The 19,801-nt window shown below is 66.6% G+C and carries 20 protein-coding genes; 9 read left to right on the top strand and 11 right to left on the bottom strand.

What is annotated here, in order from left to right:
• The first annotated feature begins 268 nt into the window (after positions 1 to 268).
• Positions 269 to 658, top strand: coding sequence for a hypothetical protein (locus RSO01_RS40145; protein ID WP_147156214.1), 390 nt, complete (start codon positions 269 to 271; stop codon positions 656 to 658).
• On the opposite strand, the gene RSO01_RS40140 is transcribed toward RSO01_RS40145, so the two are convergent.
• The 3 genes from RSO01_RS40140 to RSO01_RS40130 are packed head-to-tail and all read right to left on the bottom strand — an operon-like array spanning position 655 to position 3,462.
• Entirely contained in the window at positions 655 to 1,548 is an 894-nt protein-coding gene (locus RSO01_RS40140) for an HpcH/HpaI aldolase/citrate lyase family protein (RefSeq protein WP_147156213.1), read from the bottom strand. The genes RSO01_RS40145 and RSO01_RS40140 overlap by 4 nt on opposite strands.
• 14 nt (positions 1,549 to 1,562) lie before the next feature.
• On the bottom strand, positions 1,563 to 2,801 hold the full coding sequence (locus RSO01_RS40135) for a CaiB/BaiF CoA transferase family protein (protein ID WP_147156212.1): 1,239 nt from the start codon (positions 2,799 to 2,801) through the stop codon (positions 1,563 to 1,565).
• Entirely contained in the window at positions 2,794 to 3,462 is a 669-nt protein-coding gene (locus RSO01_RS40130; RefSeq protein ID WP_147156211.1) for a dienelactone hydrolase family protein, read from the bottom strand. The genes RSO01_RS40135 and RSO01_RS40130 overlap by 8 nt, the downstream gene beginning before the upstream one ends.
• Before the next feature lie 97 nt (positions 3,463 to 3,559).
• On the opposite strand from RSO01_RS40130, the gene RSO01_RS40125 reads away from it, so the two are divergent.
• The 3 genes from RSO01_RS40125 to RSO01_RS40115 all read left to right on the top strand — a co-directional run bounded on the left by RSO01_RS40125 (position 3,560) and on the right by RSO01_RS40115 (position 5,983).
• The gene (locus RSO01_RS40125; RefSeq protein ID WP_147156210.1) at positions 3,560 to 4,183 is read left to right on the top strand and encodes an FMN-binding negative transcriptional regulator; all 624 of its coding nucleotides are present in this window, start codon (positions 3,560 to 3,562) and stop codon (positions 4,181 to 4,183) included.
• Positions 4,183 to 4,752 carry a YdeI/OmpD-associated family protein gene (locus RSO01_RS40120; protein ID WP_147156216.1) on the top strand — a complete coding sequence of 190 codons (570 nt, stop codon included), beginning with the start codon at positions 4,183 to 4,185 and terminating at the stop codon, positions 4,750 to 4,752. The genes RSO01_RS40125 and RSO01_RS40120 overlap by 1 nt, the downstream gene beginning before the upstream one ends.
• A 115-nt stretch (positions 4,753 to 4,867) precedes the next feature.
• Positions 4,868 to 5,983: a polysaccharide biosynthesis/export family protein gene (locus RSO01_RS40115; RefSeq protein ID WP_147156209.1), complete on the top strand. Its 1,116-nt coding sequence runs from the start codon at positions 4,868 to 4,870 to the stop codon at positions 5,981 to 5,983.
• A gap of 3 nt (positions 5,984 to 5,986) precedes the next feature.
• Here the strand turns inward: RSO01_RS40115 and RSO01_RS40110 are convergent, their stop codons facing one another.
• Together RSO01_RS40110 and RSO01_RS49645 are read right to left on the bottom strand one after the other, a co-directional pair.
• Positions 5,987 to 7,012 (bottom strand): esterase-like activity of phytase family protein, encoded by a 1,026-nt coding sequence (locus RSO01_RS40110; protein WP_246159134.1) that lies wholly within the window; start codon positions 7,010 to 7,012, stop codon positions 5,987 to 5,989.
• A 2-nt stretch (positions 7,013 to 7,014) separates the two neighbouring features.
• Positions 7,015 to 7,140, bottom strand: coding sequence for a hypothetical protein (locus RSO01_RS49645; protein WP_281291609.1), 126 nt, complete (start codon positions 7,138 to 7,140; stop codon positions 7,015 to 7,017).
• Positions 7,141 to 7,287: 147 nt separating this feature from the next.
• On the opposite strand from RSO01_RS49645, the gene RSO01_RS40105 reads away from it, so the two are divergent.
• Positions 7,288 to 9,183 (top strand): PhoX family protein, encoded by a 1,896-nt coding sequence (locus RSO01_RS40105; RefSeq protein ID WP_147156207.1) that lies wholly within the window; start codon positions 7,288 to 7,290, stop codon positions 9,181 to 9,183.
• Between the two features lie 10 nt (positions 9,184 to 9,193).
• Here RSO01_RS40105 and RSO01_RS40100 read toward each other — a convergent pair whose 3' ends face one another.
• From RSO01_RS40100 to RSO01_RS40075, 6 genes are all read right to left on the bottom strand, one after another.
• Entirely contained in the window at positions 9,194 to 10,423 is a 1,230-nt protein-coding gene (locus RSO01_RS40100) for an FtsX-like permease family protein (protein WP_147156206.1), read from the bottom strand.
• Positions 10,420 to 11,106 carry an ABC transporter ATP-binding protein gene (locus RSO01_RS40095; protein ID WP_170303726.1) on the bottom strand — a complete coding sequence of 229 codons (687 nt, stop codon included), beginning with the start codon at positions 11,104 to 11,106 and terminating at the stop codon, positions 10,420 to 10,422. The genes RSO01_RS40100 and RSO01_RS40095 overlap by 4 nt, the downstream gene beginning before the upstream one ends.
• 43 nt (positions 11,107 to 11,149) lie before the next feature.
• Entirely contained in the window at positions 11,150 to 11,614 is a 465-nt protein-coding gene (locus RSO01_RS40090) for a hypothetical protein (protein ID WP_147156204.1), read from the bottom strand.
• 13 nt (positions 11,615 to 11,627) lie between these two features.
• Positions 11,628 to 13,322: an alkaline phosphatase gene (locus RSO01_RS40085; protein WP_246159131.1), complete on the bottom strand. Its 1,695-nt coding sequence runs from the start codon at positions 13,320 to 13,322 to the stop codon at positions 11,628 to 11,630.
• Between the two features lie 214 nt (positions 13,323 to 13,536).
• Positions 13,537 to 13,695 carry a RidA family protein gene (locus RSO01_RS40080; protein WP_170303725.1) on the bottom strand — a complete coding sequence of 53 codons (159 nt, stop codon included), beginning with the start codon at positions 13,693 to 13,695 and terminating at the stop codon, positions 13,537 to 13,539.
• Complete coding sequence (locus tag RSO01_RS40075) at positions 13,683 to 13,937, bottom strand: RidA family protein (RefSeq protein ID WP_147156201.1); 255 nt, start codon at positions 13,935 to 13,937, stop codon at positions 13,683 to 13,685. Before RSO01_RS40075 ends, RSO01_RS40080 begins: the two co-directional genes overlap by 13 nt.
• Before the next feature lie 314 nt (positions 13,938 to 14,251).
• Between RSO01_RS40075 and nirB the strand changes: the two genes are divergently transcribed.
• Genes nirB through RSO01_RS40055 form a run of 4 tightly spaced genes read left to right on the top strand, consistent with a single transcriptional unit; the run spans position 14,252 to position 19,709 of the window.
• Positions 14,252 to 16,750 carry a nitrite reductase large subunit NirB gene (nirB, locus tag RSO01_RS40070; RefSeq protein ID WP_147156200.1) on the top strand — a complete coding sequence of 833 codons (2,499 nt, stop codon included), beginning with the start codon at positions 14,252 to 14,254 and terminating at the stop codon, positions 16,748 to 16,750.
• A 5-nt stretch (positions 16,751 to 16,755) separates the two neighbouring features.
• Entirely contained in the window at positions 16,756 to 17,085 is a 330-nt protein-coding gene (gene nirD / locus RSO01_RS40065) for a nitrite reductase small subunit NirD (protein ID WP_147156215.1), read from the top strand.
• A gap of 39 nt (positions 17,086 to 17,124) precedes the next feature.
• Positions 17,125 to 17,958 (top strand): formate/nitrite transporter family protein, encoded by an 834-nt coding sequence (locus RSO01_RS40060; protein ID WP_147156199.1) that lies wholly within the window; start codon positions 17,125 to 17,127, stop codon positions 17,956 to 17,958.
• A 5-nt stretch (positions 17,959 to 17,963) separates the two neighbouring features.
• The gene (locus RSO01_RS40055) at positions 17,964 to 19,709 is read left to right on the top strand and encodes a bifunctional protein-serine/threonine kinase/phosphatase (protein WP_147156198.1); all 1,746 of its coding nucleotides are present in this window, start codon (positions 17,964 to 17,966) and stop codon (positions 19,707 to 19,709) included.
• Positions 19,710 to 19,801: the final 92 nt, after the last annotated feature.

Below are 19,801 nucleotides of genomic sequence, written 5' to 3'. Positions count from 1 at the left end.
TCGAGCACATCGGTGGTTCTCACGCCGCAAACTGCGGGAACTGCGTAAACCTCCCCTGGCGCCTGCAGTGCATGCACTCCTGCGGCAGAACCGAGAGGCGGCGCGCGCCGGCACATACGGCACCTTGCCGTCAAAAACGAGCTGCTAGGGCAAACACTGAAAGGTCATTGACCTAGTCAGTAGTGCGAACCCTAAATTTCGCGTGAGCGCTTGAACCTAACAGAGGCTGCCCCAGTTGTTAAAGACGTTCCCTAACTGGAGGACGTCTATGTGCGATTACTCACTTGAGCTTTATCGTTCACGGCCAGCCGCCCAAGAAGAGCAGTACAAGCTCCACCGCTTCCCCAGCGGAACCATGGGCTTCGTCGCCGGCACGGACTGCGAGACTGCAGTCTGCATGCCGGCCGGAGCACGCCTCAGCCTCGAAGGCATCAACGAGACGGTGCAGCGCGCCTTCTCGATCGGGCCTGCCGAGGAAGTGACGATGACCCGCCTCGAGGTCACCGGGCATGCCCATCGCGACGCCGTCCGCTTCGGCAACGGCCGCGAGGTCCTGCTGCAGAGCCTCAATGCCGGGGTGACCTGCCGGCTCGCGCCGCGCGACCTCGACAAGGTTCTGGGCCTAGAGACGACCACGCCTGAGCTGGTCGAGGCCTAGGCTTTCTTGAGACGGCGTTCGATCGCGTCGTAGCGGGCAATCAGCCTTCGGGCGCGATCGATCACCGGGATGTCGATCATCTTGCCATCGACGGTGAAGGAGCCGCGGCCCTCGGCTGCGGCTTTTTCATCGGCCGCGATCAGCTTTCGGGCGTAAGCGACGTCCTCGGCCGAGGGCGTGAAGGCCTCGTTCAGGGCCTGCACCAGGCCGGGATGGACGCAGGTCCCGCCCGAGAAGCCGAAGCGCTGCGCTCGCTCGGCGCTCTTCTTGTAGGCCGCCGGATCGGAATAGTCCGCCACCGTACCGAGGATGCCGATCATCGCGACGCCGTGCGCCTGCGCCGCGAAGGCGACCAGCCGCTTGGGCAGCTCGAGCGATTCGTCGCTCGGGATCGAGCCGGTCTCGAGGGCAAAATCCTCGCCGCCCAGCATCATGGCGATGACGCGTGGGCCGCGCTCGGCGATGTCGTTGAGCTCGGCCAGGGCGCGTGGATGCTCGATCATGGCGCCGAAACCGACGCTGCCCACCGGCATGCCGCGCTCGCGTTCGAGCTCGCTCACCGCCTCGTCGAGCAGGCGCAGGTGCTGCACGCCCTCGGTCTTGGTGATGAACAGCGCCGCGAGACCCGGCCGCACGGCGGCCTCGATGTCGGGGATGGCTAGCCGCATCGGCCGGTTGATGCGCACGGCGACGTCGGCGCCGCCGCGGACGACCTTCTTCATGGTCTCGGGCAGCATGGCGCGGGCGGTAGGCTTCTCGGCCACCGTCACGCTGTCCTCGAGATCGACCAGGATGCAGTCCGCGCCGCGCTCATGCGCCTTGTCGATGAACTTGGGCACATTGCCCGGCACGTAGAGGATCGAGCGCCAGACGGGTGGCGGAGGCCTCATAGACGAGGAGAGGGTCACTTCTTCTTTTTCCCCTTGGAGATGACGCCGGACTGGCAGAGCTTGGCGTATTCGGCCTCGCCCAGCAGTGGCTTCAGCAAGGCCTCGTTGTGCTCGCCAATCTTGGGCGCGGCGGTGCGCAGCGTGCCGGGCGTGCCGGACAGGCGCGGCACTACGGGATGCGTCGGCAACTCGCCCATCTCCTCGTCCGGCACCTCGATCAGCGCCTCGCGCTCCAGCACGTAATCGTCCTGCACGATCTGGGAGATGTCGTAGACCGGGCCGATGGTGACACCGGCCTCGTCGAAGAACTTCAGGTTCGTGGCGAGGTCGCGCTCGGCAATGAAGCCGCCGATGATCGCATCGAGCTCGAGGCCGTTGCGGACACGCTCGATGTTGGTGGCGAACTTGGGATCCTTCACCAGCTCGGGCCGGCCGATCTTGACCAGCACGCGCTCGGCCATGCCCTGGGTCGAGGCCGACAGGCAGACCCAGTGCCCGTCCTTGGTCTGGTAGACGTTGCGCGGGGCGGCGTTGGTCGAGCGGCTGCCGGTCCGCTCCTTCACCTCGCCGGTGAGCTTGTGGTTGGCGGCCTGCGGGCCCAGCACCGAGAACAACGGGTCGAACAGCGGCAGGTCCATCACCTGGCCCTTGCCGCCGTTCATCTCGACCTCGCGCAGGGCGACCATGACCGCGCCGTAGCCGTAGAGTGCCGCAATGGCGTCGGCGAGATACATCGGGGGCAGCACCGGCTCGCGATCGGCGAAGCCGTTCATCGAGGCGAAGCCGCTGTAGCCTTCGATCAGGGTGCCGAAGCCCGGCTTGTGGCGATAGCGGCCGTCCTGGCCCCAGCCCGAGATGCGCACGATGATCAGCTTGGGATTGATCTCGTGCAGCTCGGCCGGCGCCAGCTGCATGTCCTCGAGTACGCCGGGCCGGAAGCTCTCGACCAGGATCTGCGCCGACTTGGCGAGCTCGCGCACGATGGCGCGGCCGGCGTCGGAGCGCAGGTCGAGGGCCACGCTCTTCTTGTTGCGGCTATTGACCTTCCAGGCCGTCTCGATGCCCTTGACGCGCCAGGAGCGCAGCGTGTCGCCCTCGGGCGGCTCGATCTTGATCACCTCGGCGCCGAAATCGGCGAGCTGCAACGTGAGCACATTGCCCGCGACCAGGCGCGACAGATCGATCACGCGGACCCCGGCGAGGGGCCCGCGCGCCTCGGGCGTGAAGGACTTCTTTGACGGTCGCCTAGCCAACGTGCTTGCCGAAGAACTCCAGCGTGCGCGCCATGGCCTGTTTGGAGGCCGCGGCGTCGTAGCTGCCGCGCTCGTCGCAATGGAAGCCGTGATCGGCCGGATAGTCGAAGATCGGCACGTCGGGATGGAGCTTCCTGAGCTCGTTCACGTGCGTCATCGGGATGTGCATGTCCTTGTCGCCGAAATGCAGCTGGGTCGGGACCTGCGGCTTCTCGCTCTTGAGGCCGTGGATGCCGCCGCCGTAATAGCCCGACACCGCATCGGGCTTGAGCCGCGTCGCGGCCAGCCAGCAGATGGTGCCGCCCCAGCAGTAGCCGGTGACCGCGACCTTCTTCACGCCGCGCCGCTTCAGCTCCTCGATCGCCGCCTCGACGTCCTGCACCGGCTTGTCGAGCCCGAGCTCGGTCACGTACTTGCGGCCCTCGGCGATCGTGTCGGGCGTGTAGCCGAGCTCGATACCGGTCTTGATGTGGTCGAAGAAGCGCGGCGCCAGCGCGAGATAGCCGTCGGCCGCGAACTTGTCGGTCACCGCGCGGATGTGATGGTTGACGCCGAAGATCTCCTGGATGACCACCACGCCGCCCTTGGGCGTGCCCTTCGGCGTGGCGAGATAGGCGCCGATCTCGCCGGCCTTTGACTTAAGACGAATATCCTCACCCATGAGAATTCCTCCCGGTTGCGGCCGGCATCTGACATGGTAATGGCGCGCCATTCAACCGCTTCCCCATCGGGGAGCGAAAGCACGCCAAGAGCCAGCAATGTATATCCCGAAGCACTTCGAAGGCAGCGAGCCCACCGGCCGCGAGATCATGCGGGCCCACAGCTGGGCCCTGCTGATGACCAGCGACGCCGAGGGCGCGCCGATGGCCACCCATCTGTCGCTGCTCTGGCAGGACGACGGTTCCGAGCACGGCTCGCTGATCGGCCACATGGCCCGCGCCAACGGCCACTGGAAGCTGTTCGAGCGCCCGGCCAATTCATTGGCACTGTTCTGGGGGCCGCACGCCTACGTCTCGCCGACCTGGTACGCGCCGGGACCCAAGGTGCCGACCTGGAACTACGTCACCGTGCATGCCTACGGCCGGCCGCAGGTCGTCGACGACACCAAGGGCGCGCTGGTTGTGCTGGCCAAGCTCGCGGCGGCCTACGAGGGCACCGGCCCCGACGCCTGGGGCTTGGGTCGCCTGCCGCCCGGCAACGCCGAGATGCAGACCAGGGGCATCGTCGCCTTCCGTATGCCGCTCACGCGCGTCGAGACCAAGATCAAGCTGAGCCAGAACCGTGACCTCGAAGACCGCACGCGCGTCATCGCCAGGCTCGAAGCGAGCGACAACCAGGATTCACTGGCGACGGCGAAGTGGATGAAGCGCGTACTGCCCTGATGGCGGCGCGCGAATTCAAGACGGCCGAGAGCTTCTACAAGTGGCTCGCCAAGAACCACGACAAGGCCGACGAGGTCTGGATCAAGATCCACAAGGTCGGCTCGGGCTTGAAATCGATCACGCCCAAGGAGGCGATCGACGTCGTGCTGTGCTGGGGCTGGATCGACGGGCTGCGCCGGGGCTTCGACGACAAGAGCTTCCTGCAGCGCTACACGCCGCGCACCAGGAAGAGCATCTGGAGCCAGATCAACATCGACAATGTCGCGCGGCTGATCGAGCAAGGCCGCATGACCGCGCACGGGCTGAGAGAGGCCGAAGCCGCCAAGGCTGACGGCCGCTGGGCCCGCGCCTACAGGGCCAAGGACAACAAGATGCCGGCCGATCTCCAGGCCGCCATCGACGCCGAGCCCAAGGCGCGGCGCATGTTCGAAACGCTGAGCGCCCAGAACCGTTTTGCGCTCGCCTTCCGCACGCAGAACATGAAGACCGAGGCCGGCCGACGACGGAAGATCGAGTCCTTCGTCGCCATGTTGAAGCGTCGCGAGACGATCCACCCGCAGAAGGGGTGAGTGAACAGGCAGCTTGCCGAGCGATTTGTTTCCGAGTGTTTCTGCCGCGAAGGCGGAAAAGACCAGCTACAAAACGACAATTGCCGCTAGCGGCTGCCTCACGACATTACGCGCGATGTTTCGCTTGAACGCGGTTGTTGCTCTTGGTCTGAGCATCGCGACCGCCGCCTGCACCGCGCTGCCTGGAGACGGCCCGTGGATGGGCGGGGCGCAGTCGACCAGCACCGAGGCCCTGCCGTTCGACGTGATCGATCTCACGCCGACCACGGTCGTGGCCTATCGCCAGCCGGCGACGCCTGATCGTCCGGCGACCACGACGAGCTCGCTCTCGCCCGCCCAGCGCCTCACCGTGGCGCCGGGCGATTCGCTCAAGGTCCGCGTCTTCGAGCGCTATGGCGGCAACATCTTCCCGACCATCCAGGGGCAGAGCGCCGACCTTGGCATCCAGCGCGTGAACGAGGACGGCACGATCAAGGTGCCGGTCGTCGGCATTGTCCAGGTCTCGGGTCTCGACCTCAACCAGATCGAGCGCAAGATCATCCAGCAGCTCGGCCACCAGGTGCAGGAACCCGAGGTCATCGTCGAGTTCGATGCACCCCGCACGCACACCGTGTCGGTGGCCGGCGACGTCAAGAGCCCGGGTCGCGTGTCCATGCTCGAGGACGTCCGCACGGTCGTCGACGCCATCAACAAGGCGGGCGGACCGCTCGCCTCTGCCAGCGGCTCGGCCAACCAGCTCCAGGTCGCGGTGCGCCGGCAGGGACAGGTCATCCTGACGGCGCAGTATGCCGATCTGCTGGCCGGCAGCGACATCGCCGTCCAGAAGGGCGATGAAATCATCGTGCGGCCGAATGCGCGGATGTTCACGGTGCTGGGTGCCGTGCAGAAGTCCGGCAACGTCGAGATGACGAAGCACAATCTCAGCCTGCTGGAGGCCCTGGGCTATGTCGGCGGACTGTCCGATGTGCGCGCCAACAAGACGGGCGTCTATGTGTTCAGGATGGGCGACATCGAGACCAATCCGACGGCGCGTGGCCGCGTGTTCCGGCTGGACCTCTTCCAGCCGGTGTCGATTTTCGTCGCACAGCAGTTCGGCCTTCAGGCCCGGGACGTCATCTATGTCACCAACGCGCCGCTGTACGAGTACGACAAGATCCTGACCTCGATTTACAAGACGTTCTCGATCATCAGCGTCGCGAAAGGCAGTACTTCAATTACCTCTTCGTTCTAGCGCCTACTTGGCCTTCAAGAGGTCGGTCACCTTGAGGATGATCAGCTCGTTGTCGTCGGACTTGCCGAGCGCGCGGCCCGACGAGAAGGGCAGGTTGTTGTCGTTGCCGACGATGATGCGATCGCCGTCGATCAGGTCGACATTCTCGATGGTGAAGAACGGGAAGGTGAGCTTGCCGTCCTTGCCGCCCTGCTTGGCGACCTTGTTCGGGTCATCGATGTCCATGAGGTCGATGTAGCCCACCTTCTTCACGAACCCGTCGCCGTCGGCCTGACCCAGGTCGACCTTGTAGATGCGCTTGAACTTGGCCGGCACGTTGAAGCAGTCGGGCTTGGGCGCGCCGGCGGCGCAGGCGAGGGCAGGGTCGCCTTCGGTGTCGTCGCGCTCGATGATCAGGCCGCTGGTCGCATCGATCAGGTTGAAGTCACCGATCGCGTTGGTCGGAGCCTCCAGCGCATACTTCCAGCTCTTGCCGGTGTAGGCACCCTTGTCGACGTCGAACTCCAGGATGCGCAGGTAGGCCGTGCCTTCCTTCGACTCGGGCTTGCCGTCGGCTGCCACCAGCGGGCCCTCGAGCAGCGGGTAGAGGAACTTGCCGTCGGCCGAGGCCGCCATACCCTCGAAGCCCTTGCTGCGGCGGACCTGGAACGTCACCGGGCCGGGCGCCGCCGGCATCACCATCGCCGGATGGTCGGGCGAGCGCACCGGCTTGCCGTCGACCATGGTTTCGAACACCTGCAGGATCTTGCCGTTCTTGTCGGTCTTGATCAGGAACGGCCCGAACTCGTCGCCGAACCACAAGTTGTCGCCGATCGGCTGGATCGATTCGATGTCGAAGTCCGAACCGGTCAGGTAACGCTTGGCCGTGTTCTCGTTGACGATGCGGAACGGCACCTTGCGATCGGGATCGCTCAGGAAGGTGGTCGACACGCGCTCGACCGCACCGCTCTTCCAGTCGGGCTTCAGCACGTGGAACATCAGCATGGCGTCGGGCGAGTTGGCCTTCGAGCCGAAGCCGTTGTCGGTCAGGGTCAGGAAGGTGCCGTCCTTACGGGCAGCACGGCGTGGCCTTCGAGGACGGCCGGATACTTGGTCTGGGCCATCGCGCTGGTCGCCAGAAGAATAGCAGTGGTGGCGAGCAGGAAGGGTTTCAGCATGCTTGTCTCCCGGTTGGATCGGCCCGGTGCTAGCGGCATCGCGCTACGGTTTGGCGACAGACCTGGTGAAACCCGGGGGATCGTCACAGGACTGTCATAAAGCGCGTTGCTGGGCCATCATCCGGCGAGGGGATGGAAGGATGATCCATGGTTGATGAAGACGAGGGAGTCTCGGGCTCTACCGAAATCTCGATCGGTGAGCTGATCGAGCGGCGCCTATCGCGGCGCGGTGCGCTGTTCGGCCTGGCGGGAACCGCTGCCGCGGCAGCCTTCGGCGGCGGGGCAGCGCAGGCGCAGAAGAGCGGCCCATCCTCTTTCGCTTTCACGGAGGTGCCGCACGTCAACGATCCCATACATCATGTGCCGGACGCCTACGAGGTGCAGATCCTGATTCGTTGGGGCGATCCGGTGTTGCCGGGCGCAGCGGCCTACGATCCCGCCAAGCAGAGCGGCGCGACGCAGGCCCTGCAGTTCGGCTACAACAACGACTTCCTCGGCCTGCATCCGCTGCCCACCGGCAGCACGACGGGCGACCGCTTCCTGATGGTGGTCAATCACGAATACACGAACTCCAACCTGATGCTGGCCGGCATCGGCGAGGGTCGCGAGGCGCGCCTGCGCGCTGACCAGCCGCAGGCCGAGATCGAGATGGCGGCGCACGGCGGCTCGGTACTCGAGATCGCGCGCGAGGGCCGCCGCTGGAAGGTCGTCGACGGCAGCCGTTACGCGCGCCGCATCGACGCCAACACACCGATGCGCATCGCTGGCCCCGCGGCGGGCGACGCCAAGATGAAGACGTCGGCCGATCCCGCCGGCACCAGGGTGCTGGGCATGTTCAACAACTGCGCCGGCGGCGAGACGCCGTGGGGCACCTGGCTGACCTGCGAGGAGAACTTCTACTTCTATTTCAGCGGCGACGGCACCAAGCATCCGGACCAGGTGCTGGCCAAGCGCTATGGGCTCGGCCGCACGGTCGCCTACGCCTGGGGCAAGTACTTCGACCGCTTCAACTTCGACAAGGAGCCGAACGAGCCCAACCGCTTCGGCTGGATCGTCGAGATCGATCCCTACGATCCGCAATGGACGCCGGTGAAGCGCACGGCGCTGGGCCGCTTCGCCCACGAGGGCTGCCATTATGCCGTGGCCAAGGACGGCCGTGTCGTCTGCTACATGGGCGACGATTCACGCATGGAGTACGTCTACAAGTTCGTGACGGCCAAAGCCTGGAACCCCAGCGATCGCGCCGCCAACCGCGACCTGCTCGACGAGGGCACGCTCTACGTCGCGCGCTTCGACGAAGGCGGCAAGGTCGTGTGGCTGCCGCTGATCCACGACCAGGCGCCGCTGACGGCGGAGAACGGATTCGCCAGCCAGGCCGACGTGGTGATCAACGCCCGGCGTGCCGGCGATCTCCTGAAGGCCACGCCGATGGACCGGCCGGAGGACATCGAGCCCAACCGGGTCAATGGCCGCGTCTATGTGGCGCTGTCCAACAACAGCACGCGCAAGCCCGAGGAAGTGAATCCGGCGAATCCGCGGGCCAAGAACGAACACGGCCACATCGTCGAGATCGCGCCCAAGGATGGCGACCATGCCGCCACCGAGGGGACCTGGGAGATCTTCATTGCCGCCGGCCAGCCCGGCACGCACGAGGGGACCAAGTACCATCCGGCGACCTCGGCCGACGGCTGGCTGACCTGCCCGGACAACGTCACCTTCGATAGCAAGGGCCGGCTATGGATCGCCACCGACAGCGGCGAGATCGCCGGCATCGCCGACGGTCTCTACGCCTGCGACGTGGCCGGCGAGGGCCGGGCGCTGACGCGGCAGTTCTTCGCCGCCCCCAAGGGCTCGGAAGTCTGCGGGCCGACCTTCACGCCGGACGACCGCACGCTGTTCCTGGCCATCCAGCATCCCGGCGAAGGCCAAGGTTCGACCTTCGAGACGCCGTCGACGCGCTGGCCCGATTTCAAGGACGGTGCGCCGCCTCGGCCGGCGGTGATCGCCATCACCAAGAAGGATGGTGGGCCGATCGGTTCATGATCTTCGGCCGTCAGCGCAGCGAGTCTCCCACGGGCGTGCGGAAGCTCGCGACCGCCGGCAACAACGCCATCAGGCTGCCGACGACGACCAGCCCCAGGGCGCCCAGTACTTCCGGCCAGCCGATGGCCACGGCGAGCACCAGTCCCGTCCGCTGCTCGACCAGCTGGCCGACCACCCACGCAGCCAGCCCGCCCAGGACGAGACCCGACAAGCAGCCCGCCGCGAGGATCAACGCGGCGCCCAGCCAGACCGACATCAGGATGTAGGACCGCGAGGCGCCGAGCGCCCGCAGGACCGCGTAGCGGCGGCGCCGAAGGCCGGCCAGCGCCAAGAGGAGCATCGTCGTCGCCGTGAAGACGAGGACGTCGTTCAGCGTCGTCGCCACGACCAGCACGTCGCGCACGTCGCCGAGCGCGGTGTACAGGCCGACCAGGACCTCGGCCGGGAAGAAGGCCACGGTGCCACCCTGGCGGTACTGTGCCCGCAGGCCATAGGCGTCGGCGACGGCACGCGGCTTGACGACGATGGCGGGAACGCCAGGAACCCTGGCGGCGTCGAATGGCGGACCGAGCCTGGCGTCTTCCGTCGCGTGCCCGTTGCCGAGCCCGTGCGTCTCCCACACGCTCTCGATCGGCACCAGGATGGCGCCGTCCCACGGCGTGCCGAACCGCGGCAGTCGGCCGACGACGGTGTAGCGCACGCCCTCGTGGCGATGACGGGCTTCATCCTCCCCATCGGTGCCGGCAGGGCGACGCGTCGCGACACCGTGCGACGGCGTCACCGTCTCGCCGAGGCGCAATCCGACTTCGGCGCCGACGACGGCTTCGCTCTCGCGGGCGAAGAGGCGGCCTTCGCTCGGCACGGCACGGCCCCAGCGTGCCGCGAACTCGGCCGTCGTGCCGATGACCGGATGGCCGCGCACCGAATCGCCGAAAGCGATCGGCGCGGCCGCCCGCACGCGCTCATCGCCGGCAAGCGCGTTGAGGATGGCGCCGTCCACCAGGGGGATCGCCTCGGGCTGCAGATAAACCGTCGTCAGTACGAGCTGCGTGTGACTGCCGGGGGCGCCGATCAACAGGTCGAAATCGTCGGCCGCCTGCGCCGACGATCGGCGCAACGCCGTCTCCTGGGCACTGATGGCGACGCCCAGTGCCACCGCGATGGCGACGAGCAATGGCGCGGCCCAGGCGACCCAGCGAAGGGCGCGCAGGTCGGCGATGACGACAGGCCAGGGGTTCACGGCACGCCCCGCTCGTGCTGCAACTCGGGCCGCAGCTCGGGCCGCATGCCGCCTCCTTCGAGCCGGTGGACGCGGCCGGCCCGTCCGAGCAGATCGTCATCATGCGATACCAGGAGAATGCTGGCCGCGGCCTCGCGCGTCGTCTCGATCAGCAGGTCGGCAATGCGCGCACTGTTGTCGGCGTCCAGGCTTGCCGTCGGCTCGTCGGCAAGAATGAGCTGTGGCGATCGCATCAGCGCGCGCGCAATGGCCAGCCGCTGCTGCTCACCGCGCGACAGCATGCCGGCGCGCGGACCACGGGGATCGAGGCCCACCCGGGTGGCGAGCTGCTCGGCCCGTTCGACTGCGGCCCGCGGCATCCGCCAATGATCGAAACGGACCGGCAGCAGGATGTTCTCGATCACGCCAAGCTCGGCCAGAAGCTGGAAGTCCTGGAACACCAGGCCGACGCTGTCGCGGCGCCAGCGGTCGCGCCCCGCCTCTGGCAAGGCGGTGACGTCGAGGTCGCCCCAGGACACCGTGCCAGCATCCGGTGACACCAGGCCGGCGACGGCGTGCAACAACGTCGTCTTGCCCGCGCCCGAGGGGCCGGTGAGGGCGATGACCGCGCCGGGCTCGACGACGAAGGTCACCTGATCGAGGATTCGCCGGCTGGGTCGCGAGGCCTCGCTGCGCTCCACCACCAGGTCCGTGATCGCGAGGAGCGGCGGCCGGCGGACCGCTGGCTCAGCTGCGCCGGAAGCTGGCATCGACGATGCGGATCTGGCTGACGAATCCGGTCTCGGGATCGGTCCATGAGCCGACGTCGAGTCGTCCGGAAACCGCCACGGGATCGCCGCCGCCGACCAGGGCTGCGGCGCGCCGGAGATAGATGACGACGATGTCCGCCGGCCAGTCGGCGTCGGACTGGCAGAACGGGCAGAGCGCCAGCGGCTGGCCCGTCAGCACGAAGAAATGGCTCTCCGGCTTGAGCGGCGGCGCCATGTAGCCGCGCATGACGACCTGCTTGCCCTTGAGCGCCAGCAGCGCGTCCGACAGCTCGTACCCGCGTATCCCAAAGCTCTTGTAGAGCTGGTCGAACTGCAACGGTGCGCCGTCCAGCGCCAGCGCCACCGACGGCAACAAGACAGCGGCGGCGCCAAGCAGGGCTCGGCGCCGCGTCGGGCTTCGATGGGCAGCGTTGACTGTCACCGAAGCATCGTTGTCACTGGGTCGGCGCCAGGCCGAGCGCCGTGGCCATCACGCGGAACACGCGGATGTTGTCCACCCGGCCGCGGAACTGCTCGGCGCCCGGACCCATGGCGGTCAAGATGACGTCGTCACCCGAATGCACGCCCTGGGCCGCATCGAACGGCAGATTGCCGGTGCGGCGCGCCGCGCCCGGAACTGTGCAGTACTTCTCGTTAGCGACGAAGGTCTCCTTGCTGGCGCCCGCGACGGCGGGGACGTTCTCGCCCTCGAGGTAGGGGCGGCCGGTGTCGCAGTAGTCGGGAAAGGCGCCGAACGCGAAGGCGATGCGGCGCGAGACGTCGACCTTGTCCGGGTAGCCGTCGGCGTTGGGTGCCGGGTAGTTGGGGAAGCCTGCTGCGTTGTAGACGCCGAGCTTGTCGCGCAGAAGCTGGCCCGGGCGATTGTCGTCGTAGCCGCCGATGATCGCGACCGGGTGGGCGTGGTCGGGAACGACGATCACCAGCGTGTCGTTGCGCGCCGAGGCGAAGTCCTTGGCGATCTTCACCGCATTGTCGAGCATGATCGTGTCGTAGACCGCGCGCTCCCAGTCGAGCGAATGGCTGTACTTGTCGATGCGGCCCGATTCGACCATCAGCACGAAGCCCTTGTCGTTGCGCGACAGGATGTCGAGCGAGGCGCGCACCTGGTCAGTGAGATCGGGCTGGTCGGGGAACTTGTCGACCGTGCCCTTCTTGAGGAAGAAGCGATCGAGGGCGCCGTCGACGTTGCCGGTGTTGAACAGGCCGAGCAGCTTGTTAGCGCCGGAAGCCGCGGCGAGCTCGGTCTTGGTCGTGGCGAGCTTGTAGCCGGCGGCCTCGAACTTGGAGAGGTAGTTGTCCTCGTCGCCGCGCTTGGAGCCGGCCGTCGACTTGGGCAGGAAGTTGGGCGAGCCGCCGCCCATCATGACGTCGGGCTGCACGTCGAAGAACATCTTGACGATGTCGTTGTAGTCGGACCGCCGGCGCGTGTGGGCGACCATGGAGGCGGGCGTCGCATCCTCGATCTCGGTGTTGGTGACCACGCCAACCGACATGCCGCGCATGCGCTTGACGATCTCGGAGATGGTCTCGACCTTGGGATGATCGAGCGTGCTCTTGTTGCGTGCGCAGTACACGCCGAGTGCGTTGACGCACGACTTGTGGCCGGTCGTGTAGGAGGATGCGCTGTTGGCGCTGTCGGTCACGATCGAATCGGTGCCGGCGGTCGAGACCAGCGCCATATGGGGCATGTCGTCCATGGCGAGCTCGCCGCCGTAGCGGCCCTCGACCATGCCCTTCGACAGGATGCGGGCGGCCGTGCGATGGGCGACCGACATGCCGTCGCCGACGAACAGGATGACGTTCTTGGCCTTGGGCGCGCCAGTGTCGTAGACCTCCCAGATCACGCTCGCCTTGCGGTCGCCGGCGCTGGCCTCGATCGTGTACTTGCCGGGCTTTGTGATGTTGGCGTCGCGGATCCAGTAGGCCGAATAGTCGCCGCCGTCCTCGCGGGGAACGAACGTCGCGCTCTTGCCCAGCACCGCGGCCGGGTCCTGGCCGTTGATCGTCACCTTGGCCGCCGCCTGCTCGGGCGCTCCGGGGAACTCGACCTTGAGGTCGAATTTTGCACCGGCGAGGATTTCCGCCCGGTTCAGCGGATAGATCGTCTGGGCTTGGGCCGGGAGCGTCATGGCCGCCAACGCTCCCGCAAAACATGCTGCCGCAACGGCTTTCATCAGGACCCCCAAATAGGTTGAGCGTCCAAACTAGGGCGGCATTGGAACAGGATTGTTACAATTCCTTAATAGATTTCCACCCGTCCGATCACCGATCGGGTCATGAAGGGAGCGCGCGGGCCTCCGGCCCGCATCATGGTCATGAGCGGGCCGGAGGCCCGCGCTCCCGTCAATCGATAACCGCCATGGCGTCCATCTCGAACAGCCAGCCCGGCTGAACGAGGCGGCTGACGTAGATGAAAGTGCTGACCGGCGGTGAGGCGGTGTTGACATAGCGGTCGCGCACATCGCGGAAGGCTCGCATCTGCTCGGGAGTCACCGAAGCCACTGCGTGTTGTTGATTTTCACGACGTCCTTCATCGTGCCGCCGGCGGCACGTACCGCGGCGTCGACATTCTTGAAGACCTGCTCCACCTGGGCGGCAAAGTCGCCCTCGCCGACCAGCTTGTCGTCGGTGTCGTGCGGCACTTGTCCGGCGATCAGCACGATCTTTCCCTTGGTCACCTCGGCGACCTGCGAATAGCCGACTCGGTGCGGCATGGTCTTTGGATCGGAAAACTTGACGGTCATGGACGGCTCCTCAGGAAGGATGGCTGGACCCTAGCGTCACCCCTTACAGGAGAGTCAAGCCGCCCAAAGTCTGGTCCGACTGCCGTCTTTTAGGGCAGCGCAGGGCCGGCCCAAGCCCGCCGAGCGCCGAATTCCGGCCTTCGGAGCTTGGCCCGCTTCTTGCTGCCTGCACGGCGGAGCCAACGGGGGCTCCATCCCAAGCGCTTCACCCAACGACGGGTATTCGGCAACGCCGCCGACGTCTTTTTCGGTTCCTTTCAGAGGAATCGGGAGGGCGATGACCTGCGCGTTCTTTTGTTTGTTGGGTGTACGCGATGGCCTCTCACGCGAAGCAAAGACTTGTCGTCGTCGGCAACGGCATGGCGCCCGGCCGCGCCCTCGAGCGTCTGTTCGAGACCGCGCCCGATGCCTACGAGGTGACGATCTTCAACGCCGAGCCGCGGGTGAACTACGACCGCATCATGCTGTCGCCCGTGCTGTCGGGCGACAAGTCGTTCGAAGAGATCGTGATCCATGGCGACGGCTGGTACGTGAAGCACGGCGTCACCCTGTACAAGGGCGCCAAGGTCACCAAGATCGACCGCGAGGCGCGCACCGTCACCGCCGAGTTCGTGCCCTCGCGCTCCGGCCAGCCCTCGCTGCAGCCGCCGGTCACTGTTCCCTACGACAAGCTGATCGTCGCCACCGGGTCGAACCCCATCATCATCCCGGTGCCCGGCCACGACCTGCCGGGCGTGCTGAGCTACCGCGACCTCGACGATGTCGAGGCCATGCTGTTGGCCGCCAAGTCGCGCGGCAAGGCCGTGGTCATCGGCGGTGGCCTTCTGGGCCTCGAGGCCGCCGCCGGCCTGCAGGCACAGGGCATGGACGTCACGGTCGTGCACCTGATGCCGACCCTGATGGAGCGCCAGCTCGATCCCGCTGCCGGCCATCTTCTGCAGCGCGCCATCGAGGCGCGCGGCATCAAGGTGCTGACGCGCGCCAACACCAAGGCGATCGTCGGCAAGGGCCGCGTCGAGGGCGTTGATCTCGATAACGGCACGCACCTGCCCGCCGATCTGGTGGTGATGGCGGTCGGCATCCGGCCCAACATGCAGGTCGCCAAGGAAGCCGGCATCACCGTGAACCGCGGCATCGTGGTCGACGCCATGATGCGCACCAGCGATCCCGACATCTTCGCCCTGGGCGAGTGCGCCGAGGCCGACGGCCAGGTCTTCGGCCTGGTGGCGCCGCTCTACGAGATGGCGAACATCGTGGCCTGCCAGCTCGTCGGCGATGCCACGGCCAGCTTCAAGTCGAGTGCGACGGCGACCAAGCTCAAAGTCACCGGCATCAACCTCTACTCCGCCGGCGACTTCGCCGAGGCCAAGGACCGCGAGGAGATCGTGCTGCGCGACGCCACCCGCGGCGTCTATCGCCGGCTGGTGCTGAAGGACAACCGCATCATCGGCGCGGTGATGTATGGCGACACCTCGGACGGCCCGTGGTTCTTCGACATGCTGAAGCGCGGCACTGACGTCGCCGACATGCGCGAGACGCTGATCTTCGGCCAGAACTATGCCGGCGGCATCCCGCTCGATCCGGCGGCCGCCGTGGCGGCCCTGCCGGACGATGCCGAGATCTGCGGCTGCAACGGCGTCTGCAAGGGCAAGATCACGGGCGCCATCGCGGGCCTGGGGCTGAAAAGCCTCGACGAGGTGAGGGCGCATACCAAGGCCTCGGCCTCGTGCGGCTCCTGCACCGGCCTGGTCGAGCAGCTTTTGAAGGCCCAGCTCGGCGATACCTACAATCCGGCCGCCGTCCAGCCGATGTGCGGCTGCACCGATCTCGGCCATGACGACGTGCGCCGCCTGATCGTCGCCAAGGAGCTGAGGTCGATCCCGCAGCTCATGCAGGAGCTGGAGTGGAAGACCTCGTGCGGCTGCGCCAAGTGCCGGCCGGCCTTGAACTACTACATGATCTGCAGCTGGCCCGGCGAGTATGTTGACGACAGCCAGTCGCGCTTCATCAACGAGCGCGTCCACGCCAACATCCAGAAGGACGGCACCTACTCGGTCGTGCCGCGCATGTGGGGCGGCCAGACCAGCGCCAAGGAACTGCGCGCCATCGCCGACATCGTCGACAAGTACAAGATCCCGACAGTGAAGGTCACCGGCGGCCAGCGTATCGACATGCTGGGCGTCGCCAAGGAGGACCTGCCCGGCGTGTGGGCCGACTTGAGCGCCGCCGGCATGGTCTCGGGCCATGCCTATGCCAAGGGCCTGCGCACGGTGAAGACCTGTGTCGGTACCGACTGGTGCCGCTTCGGCACCCAGGATTCGACGGGGCTGGGCGTCAAGCTCGAGAAGTTCATGTGGGGCTCGTGGACGCCGGCCAAGGTGAAGCTCGCCGTGTCGGGCTGCCCGCGCAACTGCGCCGAGGCGACCTGCAAGGACATCGGCGTGATCTGCATCGAGTCCGGTTACGACATCCACTTCGCCGGCGCCGCCGGGCTCGAGATCAAGGGCACCGAGCTTCTGGGCCACGTCGCCACCGAGGAGGAGACGATCGAGGCGATCGGGGCGCTGACCCAGCTCTATCGCGAGCAGGGTCGCTATCTCGAGCGCATCTACAAGTGGGCCAAGCGCGTCGGGCTGGAGACCATCCGCCAGCAGATCATGGAGGACGGCGAGCGTCGCCGCGCCCTCTACGACCGCTTCGTCTTCTCCCAGCAGTTCGCCCAGAACGACCCGTGGGCCGAGCGCGCCAACGGCAAGGACGCGCACGAGTTCACGCCGGTCGCCGACCTCACCCTGCGCGAGGCCGCGGAATGAGCTCCATGGAAAGCCCCTGGATCGAAGTCTGCCCGATCGACAGCATCCCCCTGCGCGGCTGCCGCGTCGTGCGCACGCGACACATGCAGATCGCCCTGTTCCGGACGGCGAGCGACGAGGTGTTCGCGCTCGAGAACCGCTGTCCGCACAAGAACGGCCCGTTGAGCGAAGGCATCGTGCACGACCGCAAGGTCACCTGCCCCTTGCACAACTGGGTCATCAGTCTCGAGAGCGGCGAGGCGACCGGTGCGGACAAGGGCTGCACCCGAAGCTTTCCGGTCAGGCTCGACAAGGGTCACGTCTATCTCGAAGCGAGCGTGGCAACGGCGCCATGACCACCATCAACGCCAAGCACCAATAAAGGGAATCTAGTAATGGCCTACCTGGTACCTTCCGAGTTCGTCACCAAGATGGTGGACGCGGGCGAGTCCAAGATCTTCATGTCGACCCGCGACACGGTGATCCGCGCCTACATGGCAGGCGCGATCCTGGCCCTGGCGGCAGCTTTCGCCGTCACGATCACGGTGCAGACCGGCGTGCCGATCGTCGGCGCGATCCTGTTTCCGGTCGGCTTCTGCATGCTCTACCTGTTCGGCTTCGACCTGCTGACCGGCGTGTTCGTGCTGGCGCCGCTCGCCCTGATTGACCGCCGCCCCGGCGTCACCGTCGAAGGCGTGCTGCGCAACTGGGGCCTGGTGTTCGTCGGCAACTTCCTGGGCGCCTTCACGGTCGCCGTGATGATGTCGATCGTCTTCACCTTCGGCTTCTCCTCGCCGCCGGACAAGGTCGGCATCGCGCTGGCCAACATCGGCGTCGCCCGCACCCTGGGCTACGAGGAGCACGGCGCGGCCGGCATGCTGACTCTCTTCGTCCGCGGCGTGCTGTGCAACTGGATGGTCTCGGCCGGCGTCGTCGGTGCCATGATCTCGACCTCGGTCAGCGGCAAAGTGATCGCCATGTGGATGCCGATCATGCTGTTCTTCGCCATGACATTCGAGCATTCGATCGTGAACATGTTCCTGTTCCCGACGGCGCTGCTGATCGGCGGCAAGTTCTCGGTCATGGACTACCTGATCTGGAACGAGATCCCGACCGTGCTGGGCAACCTGGTGGGCGGTTTGGCCTTCACCGGCCTCACCCTCTACGCCACGCATCTGCGCACCGCGCCCAAGCGCCAGCATGAGCGCCTGATGGCGGACGCCGACTGAGCCGGATGGCGCGTGAGCTGAAGGTCTCGATCGGCCAGCACTCCGACAAGGGCCGCAAGGAGTCCAATCAGGACTTCCACGGCGCCATGATGCCCCCACAGCCGACGCTCGGCTCCAAGGGCATCGCGGTGGCGCTGGCGGACGGGATCAGCAGCAGCAGCGTCAGCCGGGTGGCGAGCGAATCGGCGGTAAAGGGCTTCCTGACGGACTACTACTGCACGTCGGACGCCTGGTCGGTGAAGACCTCGGCGCAGCGCGTGATCGATGCCACCAATTCGTGGCTGCATTCGCAGACGCGCCGCTCGCATGCCGAGGATGCCGACCGCGGCTATGTCTGCACCCTGAACGTCGTGGTGCTGAAGGGGCGGACGGCGCACATCTTCCACATCGGCGATTCGCGCGTCTATCGCGTTGCCGGCAGTGCGCTGGAGCAGCTCACCGACGACCATCGCGTGGTGCTGTCGTCGCAGCAGATCTATCTTGGCCGGGCGCTCGGCATGAGCCCGCAGGTCGAGATCGACTACCGGCCGATCCAGCTCGCGGAAGGCGACCTCTTCCTGCAGGCGACCGACGGCGTCTGCGAGCATCTCGATCCGAGGACGGTGGCCGACGCCATCGCCGCCAACGAGAACGACCTCGATGGCGCGGCCAAGGCCATCGTCGCCGAAGCCTTCAGGCGCGGCAGTCCCGACAATCTCACCGTCCAGCTGGTGCGTATTGACGCCCTGCCGGAGGGCGATGCCGGCGAAAGCCTGGGCATGGGCGCCGACCTGCCGTTGCCGCCCCTGCTCGAACCGCGCCAGGACTTCGACGGCTACCGGATCGTGCGCAAGATCCATGGCAGCGCCCGCAGCCATGCCTATCTCGCCGTCGACGGCGAGAGCAACGAGACGGTGGTCCTCAAGATCCCGTCGATCGACCTCAGGGCCGATCCCGCCAACCTGAAGCCGTTCATGATGGAGGAGTGGATCGCGCGGCGCGTCAGCAGCGCCCACGTGCTGCGGCCGCAGGAGCATACGCGCAAGCGCAACTTCCTCTATGTCGTCACCGAGTTCGTCGACGGCCAGACGCTGCGGCAATGGATGATCGACAATCGCCGGCCGGACCTCGAGACGGTGCGCGGCATCGTCGAGCAGATCGCGCGCGGTCTTCGGGCCTTCCACCGCATGGAGATGCTGCACCAGGACCTGCGGCCCGAGAATGTCATGATCGACAAGACCGGGACGGTGAAGATCATCGACTTCGGCGCCGTGCGGGTCGCGGGAGTCGCCGAGACCGAACGGCCGGCCGATCGCGACCGCATCAAGGGCACCGCGCAGTACACCGCGCCGGAGTATTTCCTGGGGGAGGGTGGCACGCCGTCGTCCGACCTGTTCTCGCTGGGCGTGATCGCCTACGAGATGCTGACGGGCCGATTGCCCTACGGCGCGCGCATGGCGACGGCCCGCTCGCGCGCCCAGCAGCGCAGCACGCCCTATGCGCCGGCTATCGATAGCGAAAGCGAGATCCCGGCCTGGATCGACGCCACGCTGCGCAAGGCCGTGCATCCCGATCCCAACAAGCGCTATGGCGAGCTCTCCGAGTTCATCTACGACTTGCGCCATCCCAACGAGGCCTTCCTGCGATCGGCTTCGGCACCGCTGATCGAGCGCAATCCGCTGGCGTTCTGGAAGGGCCTGTCGTTCGTGCTGGGATGTGCAGTGTTGGTGCTTCTTGCACTACTCATCTTTCAAGTTCCTCTCCCCCGTTAGCCCCCTTTCGCTCCTGCGGAGCTTCGGGGCGCCTCGAGCGAGCATGCAGCTAAAGCCACCGAAGCTGCACCGCAGCGTAGGTGGCTAGGGGG

Source organism: Reyranella soli, assembly GCF_007992495.1.
Classification (GTDB): Bacteria; Pseudomonadota; Alphaproteobacteria; order Reyranellales; family Reyranellaceae; genus Reyranella; species Reyranella soli.
Note: the sequence above shows the minus strand (reverse complement) of the source record. Positions and strands in the feature narration are given on the sequence as shown.